The 8,264-nt window shown below is 72.0% G+C and carries 8 protein-coding genes; 3 read left to right on the top strand and 5 right to left on the bottom strand.

All coding sequences use genetic code 11. The features are described 5' to 3' along the window. Positions 1-556 precede the first annotated feature (556 nt). Complete coding sequence (locus tag AF1_RS12110; RefSeq protein WP_242608743.1) at positions 557-1,276, top strand: hypothetical protein; 720 nt, start codon at positions 557-559, stop codon at positions 1,274-1,276. On the opposite strand, the gene AF1_RS12105 is transcribed toward AF1_RS12110, so the two are convergent. Continuing rightward, on the bottom strand, positions 1,214-2,065 hold the full coding sequence (locus AF1_RS12105; RefSeq protein ID WP_242608744.1) for a putative RNA methyltransferase: 852 nt from the start codon (positions 2,063-2,065) through the stop codon (positions 1,214-1,216). The two genes, AF1_RS12110 and AF1_RS12105, sit on opposite strands and share 63 nt — an antisense overlap. A 109-nt stretch (positions 2,066-2,174) precedes the next feature. Continuing rightward, positions 2,175-2,528 (bottom strand): thioredoxin, encoded by a 354-nt coding sequence (gene trxA, locus AF1_RS12100; protein WP_067796743.1) that lies wholly within the window; start codon positions 2,526-2,528, stop codon positions 2,175-2,177. Positions 2,529-2,658: 130 nt separating this feature from the next. On the opposite strand from trxA, the gene AF1_RS12095 reads away from it, so the two are divergent. Further along, the gene (locus AF1_RS12095) at positions 2,659-3,663 is read left to right on the top strand and encodes a sigma-70 family RNA polymerase sigma factor (protein ID WP_067796740.1); all 1,005 of its coding nucleotides are present in this window, start codon (positions 2,659-2,661) and stop codon (positions 3,661-3,663) included. 128 nt (positions 3,664-3,791) lie between these two features. After that, positions 3,792-5,141: a class II 3-deoxy-7-phosphoheptulonate synthase gene (locus tag AF1_RS12090; RefSeq protein ID WP_067796736.1), complete on the top strand. Its 1,350-nt coding sequence runs from the start codon at positions 3,792-3,794 to the stop codon at positions 5,139-5,141. An 82-nt stretch (positions 5,142-5,223) separates the two neighbouring features. On the opposite strand, the gene AF1_RS12085 is transcribed toward AF1_RS12090, so the two are convergent. The 3 genes from AF1_RS12085 to AF1_RS12075 are packed head-to-tail and all read right to left on the bottom strand — an operon-like array spanning position 5,224 to position 8,222. After that, positions 5,224-5,592, bottom strand: coding sequence for an ATP-binding protein (locus AF1_RS12085; RefSeq protein WP_242608745.1), 369 nt, complete (start codon positions 5,590-5,592; stop codon positions 5,224-5,226). 31 nt (positions 5,593-5,623) lie between these two features. Next, a complete protein-coding gene (locus AF1_RS12080) occupies positions 5,624-5,971 on the bottom strand; it encodes an STAS domain-containing protein (RefSeq protein WP_067796729.1) in 348 nt (115 codons plus the stop codon). 31 nt (positions 5,972-6,002) lie between these two features. Beyond that, positions 6,003-8,222 carry a SpoIIE family protein phosphatase gene (locus AF1_RS12075; RefSeq protein WP_067796726.1) on the bottom strand — a complete coding sequence of 740 codons (2,220 nt, stop codon included), beginning with the start codon at positions 8,220-8,222 and terminating at the stop codon, positions 6,003-6,005. Positions 8,223-8,264 lie beyond the last annotated feature (42 nt).

Below are 8,264 nucleotides of genomic sequence, written 5' to 3'. Positions count from 1 at the left end.
TACTAACTTACCCGGTTCGCTCCCGTTGTCAAGCCGATTAACGAAGATCTTTTTGACGATCGGAGGCGTCCCAGCCCCCCACGCGACGACTCACCCCCAGGCCGAAGACCTGGCGAAGACCATCTCGTAGGAGGTGCCCTGCGGGCCGGCCACCTCGCGGCGTCCTGCATCCCGTTCTAGGCTGTCAGGCCATCCTACATCAGTCCGAGCGACGCTCGAACCGTTTCGGAGGTCTGATTCCCCGGGGCCGGCCGCCTTGCGGCGTCCCGCGTCCCCTCGGGGCAGATGAGACATTAGGGTCCCCCGCAGGCACCGTCAAATCGCGTCATCCGCGCATGGGGCCGATCTTGTCATCCGAACACACCATCGGCCCTGCTGACCTCGTCCTTCACGCACTACGTGCGGTGGGTCACAGTGAGATACCGTGCGCAGACCGCTCGTCTCGCGGTATCCGAGGCCGAGGGGCGGCGTTGGCTCCCGGCACGACACTCGGCCGAGGTCAGGAGGACACCTCGTGAATGCGCCCGCCGCCATCCGCACTTCCGCGGAGCGTCTCGTGGTCGCCGCGACGATGGGACCGACGATCCATGACGTGCACGCCTGGCGGTTCAAGGTCGTTCCCGGGCTGATCGAGGTGCACGCCGACCCGGACAGGTTCCGGCCCGTGCACGATCCCGCTGGACGGAGCCTGCACCTCAGTAGCGGCGCGGCGCTCGTGAACCTTCGCCTGGCCGCCGCCCAACTCGGGTACGAGGCCGTGGTGCGGCTGCTTCCGGACGCCGGACGCCCGGCGGTCCTCGCCTCTGTACGTCTGGCCGGCCGCCACAGAGTGACCCGCGAGGAGCGCCTCCTCTACGCCGCGACCTTGAAGCCCTTCCTCGCCGCCCGTCCTCCGTCGGACATGCGGCCCGCTCCTCCCGTCCTCAACGAACTGGGTGAGGCGGTGCGCCTCGAAGGGGCCACGCTTTACCCGCTTCCGGAAGAGCGGGGGGCGAAGGGCCGGCGCGCGGTTCTCACGACCCGTGGCGACTCTCCCGCGGAGTGGCTCCGCGCGGGGCAGGGCCTCCAGCGCCTTCTGCTGTGCGGCATCGTCCGTTCGGTCGTCACGTCGTTCATGTACGAGACGGGCGACGTGCCGGGCGTGGAGGACCTTGCGGAGCCGGGCGAAGTGCCGCAGGTGCTCTTGGAGCTCACCTTGGGCGTCGGCGCGCGTCTACTCAAGCCGCCTGTAGCTCGACAGGACGAAGGACAACGGCGCCGACAATGGGTCCGGTAGCCGCTGCAGGCGCTTCCGGAGCCGATCGGCCGGGACATGGTGCGCGCTGGGCCCCATCCCCACGAGCGTGGCCACCTCGTCGTGGGTCAGGACGACCTCCGTCTCGATCTCCTGACGTGAATCGAACTTGAAGTAGCCGGCGAGCGCGGCGTCCATGCGTTCGATCTTGTGCCTGTCGATCGACAGGAGGCCGAGCGGCTCCACGAGGGTGCGGAGATGCCGGGGCGAGGGGGTCATGACGAACAGGAGCCCGTCGTCGCGGAGCACCCGGTGGAACTCCGCCGCGTTGCGCGGCGCGAAGACGTTCACGACCGTGTCGGCGACACCGTCTCGCAGCGGGAGCGGGCGCCATAGGTCCGCGACGACGGCGCCCGCGCGCGGATGCGCCTTGGCCGCGCGGCGGGCCGCGTGCTTGGAGATGTCCAGCGCGAGACCCACCGCGCCGGGCGACCGGTCGAGTATGCGGCCCAGGTAGTACCCGGTTCCGGCGCCCGCGTCGACGACGAACGCGGCACCGGCGCGGGAGACGCTCAGTGCCAGCCTGTCCGCAGGTTCCTGGAAATAGCCCGCTCTGAGGAACTGGTCGCGCGCGCGGACCATCTCCGGTGTGTCGGCCGTTCCCGGCCGGGCGTTGCCGGGCAGAAGGTTCGCATAGCCCTGTCGCGCGATGTCGAAGGTATGCCCGCTGGGGCAGAGCAGTCCGCGGTCGGCCAGTTCGAGGTCGGCTCCGCAGACGGGGCACACCAGGTATGGGACGACATCGGCGAGCATCCGTCCATCATCGTCCATGGGGAGGGCGGGGCGGGTGCCGCCACTCGGTTCTTTGCCCTCATGCCGTCCTTTGACCGCCCCCGCGTCCGCTGGACGCCGGAGCCGCGCAACCCGGCGGGACCGGCGGTCAGGTCTCCGCGCGCCGGCGGACGTCCTCCATGTCGAGGGCGCGGACCTGTTCGATCACGTTCTCCAGCACCGGTTCGGGCACCGCGCCCGGCTCGGCGAAGACGATGAGGCCGTCCCGGATCACCATCAGCGTGGGAATGGACCTGATCCCGAACCGCTCCGACAGCTCGGGCTCCGCGTCGGTGTCGACCTTCCCGAAGACGATGTCCTTGTGCCTGCCCGCGGATTTCTCGAAGACGGGCGCGAAGCGTTTGCACGGTCCGCACCACTCCGCCCAGAAGTCGACCAGCACGATGCCGTCGGCCTGGGCGACCTCGTCGAAGTTCTCAGCGGTCAGTGTGACCGTCGCCATGTCGGTTTCTCCTCTGTCGGGGTATCAGGACATAGAGCGGCTGACAGCCTCGCAGTATTCCCCACCCGGGAATCACAGAGCGGTAATTAGCGTTGTCCTCTTAGGGAGATCGCACCGGAGAAGGGTCAGGATGGCTGCAACCCGTACAAAGGGCGACAGGGTCGATGTCACCGACAAGGATCTTGTCGGTGCGTACCTCGACCGGATCGGCCGCACCCCCCTGCTCGACGCGCAGGGGGAGGTCGATCTGGCCAAGGCGATCGAAGGGGGCCTGTACGCCGAGCAGCTCCTCGACGAGGGGAAGGTGCCCGCGGGCGCGACTCGTGAGGAGCTGGAGGAGCTGGCCGCGGCGGGGCTGCGCGCGAAGCAGCGCTTCGTCGAGGCCAACCTGCGGCTCGTGGTCTCGATCGCCCGGAAGTATCCGACCGATTCGTTGCCCCTCATCGACCTGATTCAAGAGGGGAACCTGGGGTTGATGCGCGCGGTGGAGAAGTTCGACTACCGCCGCGGCTTCAAGTTCTCCACATACGCGACATGGTGGATCAGGCAGGCGATCGGGCGCGGGCTCAGTCACACGGCCCGCACCATCCGGCTGCCGGTCCACGTGGAGGAGGAACTTTCGCGGCTGCGGCGCGCGGAACGCCAGCTGGGCCGTGAGCTCGGCCGGGAACCGAACCGGGAGGAGCTCGCCGGGGCGTTGGGCGCCGATGCCGACCATGTGGACGAGCTGCTGCGCTGGCGGCGCGACCCGGCGAGCCTGGACGCGACCGTCGACGACGCCGGCGAGACGTCGATGGGCGATCTGCTGGAGGACCCGGACGCCGTCACACCGGAGGCGGAGATCCTCGCCCTGGACGACATCGAGGGCCTTGGACGGCTGCTCGACCGGCTTCCGGAGCGCGAGTCGGCGATCCTGCGCGCCCGGTTCGGGATGGACAGCGGTCAGCCGCTGTCGTACGCGCAGATCGGCGCCCGGTACGGCCTGAGCCACAACCGGGTGCGGCAGATCACCGACCGTTCGCTGCGGCGGCTGCGGCAGCTGGCGAACGAGACGGACCTGAGCGGCCGCAGGACGCCGGCCGGCGGATCGGGCTCCGCGCAGGAGCCCGCGACCGCCGCGAGCCGGGCGGCCTGAGCACGGCGGAAGCGGGCGGTTCCGGTGCGCCGGGACCGCCCGCTTCCGCGTCTGCGGCCCCGTGCCCTTTTCCGGCCGCGGCCGGGCTCACCGTCCGGCGCGGGCGGGCGGTGCCTTAGCCTTTCAGCGTGAGCAGATCCGCCGTCACCGGGGACCTCGACGCCTGGCGCGCCCTCCCCGCCCCCCAGCAGCCCGAATGGGACGATCCGGATGAGGTCCGGGCCGTCGCCGCCGAACTGGCGACCCAGCCGCCGCTCGTCTTCGCCGGCGAGTGCGACCAGCTGAAAGCACAGCTCGCGGATGTCGCGCGCGGTGAGGCGTTCGTCCTGCAGGGCGGCGACTGCGCCGAGACGTTCGAGGGATCGACCGCCGACGCGGTGAAGAACAAGCTGAAGACGCTGCTGCAGATGGCGGTCGTGCTCACCTACGCCGCCAGCGTCCCGGTCGTGAAGATCGGCCGGATGGCGGGCCAGTTCGCCAAGCCGCGGTCGAAGCCCGTGGAGGTGCGCGGCGGCGTCGAACTGCCCGCCTACCGGGGCGACGCGGTCAACGGGTTCGCGTTCGACGCCGCATCCCGCCGCAACGACCCGACCCGGCTGCTGAGGGCCTACCACTGCTCGGCGGTGACGCTGAACCTGTGCCGGGCGTTCACCAGGGGCGGGTACGCCGACCTGCGGCAGGTGCACGCGTGGAACCGCGACTTCGTCCAGCAGAGCCCGGCGGGGCGCCGCTACGAGCAGCTCGCGGCCGAGATCGACCGGGCGCTGACGTTCATGAAGGCGTGCGGGGCGAACCCCGACGAGTTCCACGGGGTGGAGTTCTACTCCAGCCACGAGGCGCTGCTGCTGGAGTACGAGCGGGCGCTGACCCGCATCGACCACCTCAGTGGCCTGCCGTACGACGTGTCCGCGCACTTCCTGTGGATCGGTGAGCGCACCCGGCAGCTGGACGGCGCGCACGTCGAGTTCCTGCGGCACATCCGCAACCCGATCGGGGTGAAGCTCGGCCCGACGACGTCCGCCGACGAGGCGCTGGCGCTGATCGAGCGGCTGAACCCCGACCAGGAGCCGGGCAGGCTCACCTTCATCACCCGGATGGGCGCGGGCAAGATCCGGGACGCGCTGCCGCCGCTGATCGAGAAGGTGCGCCAGAGCGGCGCACCGGTCGCGTGGATCTGCGACCCGATGCACGGCAACACGTTCGAGGCGCCCAGCGGGCACAAGACCCGGCGTCTGGACGACGTCCTGGACGAGGTGGCGGGCTTCTTCGAAGTCCACCGGGCGCTCGGGACCCACCCGGGCGGCATCCACATCGAGTTCACCGGTGACGACGTCACCGAGTGCGTCGGCGGCGGCGAAGGGCTCGCCGAGACCGACCTGCACCAGCGGTACGAGACGGCGTGCGACCCGCGGCTCAACCGGGGCCAGTCGCTGGACCTGGCGTTCATGGTGGCCGAGCTGTACCGCAAGTCCGTCTGAACGTTGGGGTGGCCCACCGGCCGGTGGGCCACCCCAACGGAAAGTCTTCCGGGGCGGCACGTTCCAGGGCGGAATCCCTGTGTCAGATGTCGACCTCGGCCCACACGACCTTGCCGCCGGTCACCGGGTCGGCGCCCCAGGAGTCGGCGAACCTGTCGACGATGAACAGGCCGCGGTGCGACTCGTCGAGCGGGCCGGGCACGGTCAGCCGCGGTAGCTGGGCGGCGCGGTCGCGGACCTCGACGCGGACGCGGCCGGCGCCGCGCAGCAGCCGCAACTCCAGCGCGGTGCCCGCGTGCCGGACGGCGTTCGCGACGAGTTCGGCCACGATCGCGGTGACGAGTTCCTCACGCTCCATCAGCGCCCAGGTGCGCATGGTGCGGGCGGCGAGACGCCGTGCGTACTCGACCGCCTCGGTCTGGGGCGCCGCGCGGAGGGTGGTCTCGGTCATCGGGTCGGTCACTCCGCCCGCTCGCCGTTCTTCATCGCGTCCCCTCACCACCCATCGGAGCCTCCTCCGCCGAGCCCTCGATCAGGAACCGGTCGAGCCCGGTGGTGCGCAGCACGTTCTCGACCCGGCCGTAGGCGCCGGTGACGGTCAGCGTCGCGTTCTGCGCGCGGGCGTGCTTGTACGCCCGGACGAGGACGTTCAGGCCGGAGGAGTCACAGAAGTCGACCGCCGCGAGGTCGACGACGACCGCTCGCTCGCCCGCGTCCACGAGCTCGGTCAGCCGAGTGCGCAGCTCTTCGGAGGAGTGCAGGTCGATGGAGCCGCGCGCGGCGATCGTCGCGCGGCCGTCCTGTCGTGTCGTGTGCAAGGCAAGCCCCACGGCACCCCACCTTACCGATTGTTGGTCTCCATCATGACGCCCGTAGAACGATGAGGGCAATGTCGTCGTTCGACGGCTCGGGCCCGAAGTCGCGCACGGCGCGCTGGATGCGCGCGGCGACGGCGCCCGCGCTCAGCCCGGTGCAGCCCGCGAGCAGCCGTTCGAGGCCGTCACCGTCGCCCAGCAGCCGGCCGTCGGCCCGCCGTTCAGTGACGCCGTCGGTCACGCAGAGCAGCACCTCGCCGCGGCGCAGGTCGACGACGTCGGTGTGGAAGTCCACGCCGTCGAAGACGCCGAGCAGCGGCTGGGCCGAGGCCGCCTCGCGCACGCTGCCGTCCGGGGCGAGCACCAGCGGGAGCGGGTGTCCCGCGCTCGCCAGCCTGATCCGCACGCCGTCGCGGCGGCGTGCGGCGATCTCGCCGTGCAGCAGGGTGAGCAGCCGGCCGCGCTCCCCCTCGCCGAGGATGAGCCGGTTGAGCCTGGCCAGCACGTCCGGGACGGACATGTCCTCGGCGGCGAGGATGCGCAGGGCGTGCCGGGCGAGGCCGGTGACGGCGGCGGCCTCGGGACCGGTGCCGCACACGTCGCCGATGGCGAACCGCCAGCGGGACGCGGACGCGGGGCCGCCCGGACGCGGGCCGGTCTCGAACACGTCGTAGAAGTCGCCGCCGACCTCGCTGCCCTCCCCCGCGGGCTCGTACACCACCGCGACCTCCAGGCCGGGGATCTCGGGGATGCCGGGGGGCAGGAGGCTGCGCTGCAGGGCGCTGCTCATGGCGGTCTGCGCGGAGAACAGGCGCGCGTTGTCCACGGCGAGGGCGGCGCGGCGGCTGAGCTCCTCGGCCAGCTCGATGGCGCTGCGCGGGAAGCGGTCGCCGGACGGCCGGCCGATGACGATGGTGCCGATGCGCCGCCCGCGGGCGATCAGCGGGAACGCGTAGACGTGGTCGGCGGCGGTGGCGCCGGCGGCGGCGCGGACCTCCTCGGGGGCGGTGGCGAGCCCGTTCCACGGGCCGGGGCCGTCCGTCGGCAGGGCGGCGCCCGCGTGCTCCAGCAGGTCGCGGAGCCCGTCGGCGCGGTTCTCGTCGGCGTGCCAGACGTAGGCGAGCCGGTCGGGCTCGGCCTCGGCGACGGTGTAGACGGCGCACCAGGTGGCCAGCCGGGGGACGACGAGCTGGGCGACCAGCGCCATCGTGCGTTCCTGGTCGAGGGTGCCGGCGAGCAGGTCGCTGGCCTCGGCGACGAAGCTGAGCCAGCCGCGCCAGGACCGTTCCAACTCCCCCACCCTGGCCTTCTCCAGGGAGAGCGACATCTCGTCCGCGAGCCGTCCGAGCCGGGCGCCGTCGGCCTCGTCGAAGCGGCCGGGGACCGACGAGACGGCCACGACGACGCCCGTCAGGCGTCCCTGCGACTCCAGCGGGGCGGCGGCCAGGGACCGCGCCCGCAGGGCGGTCGCGGTGGGGTCGGCGCCGCCGGCCACCCAGGGCGAACCGGCGTGGGCGGCGGGGCCGAGCCCGGCGGCCGACAGTTCGCCGAGCGGCATCTCGGCGGCGGTCCCGGTGGACGAGCCCATGATCATGCGGCCGTCGCGCTCGGTCAGCAGGACGGCGGCGCCCTCCGCGCCGAGGACCTCGCGGACGGTGGCGACGCCGTCCTCCATGGCCTCCACCGCGGCCGGAGAGCTCAGGAGCCGGTCGCCGGCGACGGGGAGGTCGATCGTGTCACCGGCGGAGCCGGCACCGTCCCTGGCCGGTTCCGCCCGGTCATGAGACTTCCGGCCCGCCCTCCCGCGCCTGGCGGTGCCGTTGCCGGCGGCCCGGGCCGGGCCGGCGTCCTGGCCTGTGGCGGCCACGGACGGCACGGCCTTGCTCTCCGTGCCCGGCCGGGGCAGCCGGAACCAGACGCCTTTGGTGCGGTGATCGTAGGAGACGCCCCAGGACGCGGCGATCCGGGCGATCGAGGGCAGCCCGCGCCCGCTGGTCGCGGTGACGCCCGGCATCTCGATGCCCCGGGTGGGGTGCCGGTCGCGGACCTCGATCTTGATGTCGCCGTCCTCCAGCCGGAGGGAGACCTCGAAGGACGTCCCGGCGTAGGCGACCGCGTTGGTGGCGAGTTCGCTGGTGGCCAGCACGGCGTCGTCGGCGGCCTCGTCCATGCCCCAGTCGGCCAGCGCCTTCCGGACGAACCGGCGCGCGTCCGCGACCGCCGTGGCGGCGGAGGGGAAGGTGGCCGACGCCGTCTGCCGATCCAACTGCCGTCCCTTGCTCGAAGCGTCACTACACGGTCTGGCCAT

This window comes from Actinomadura formosensis NBRC 14204, assembly GCF_001552155.1.
Classification (GTDB): Bacteria; Actinomycetota; Actinomycetes; order Streptosporangiales; family Streptosporangiaceae; genus Spirillospora; species Spirillospora formosensis.
The sequence above is the reverse complement of the archived record's forward strand: the minus strand, read 5'-3'. Positions and strand labels throughout refer to the sequence as shown.

Bases quoted from the DNA above. Each gene is read 5' to 3' on its own strand.
- AF1_RS12105 (WP_242608744.1), bottom strand. From the start codon at position 2,065: ATGGACGATGATGGACGGATGCTCGCCGATGTCGTCCCATACCTGGTG.
- trxA (WP_067796743.1), bottom strand. From the start codon at position 2,528: ATGGCGACGGTCACACTGACCGCTGAGAACTTCGACGAGGTCGCCCAG.
- AF1_RS12095 (WP_067796740.1), top strand. From the start codon at position 2,659: ATGGCTGCAACCCGTACAAAGGGCGACAGGGTCGATGTCACCGACAAG.
- AF1_RS12085 (WP_242608745.1), bottom strand. From the start codon at position 5,592: ATGACCGAGACCACCCTCCGCGCGGCGCCCCAGACCGAGGCGGTCGAG.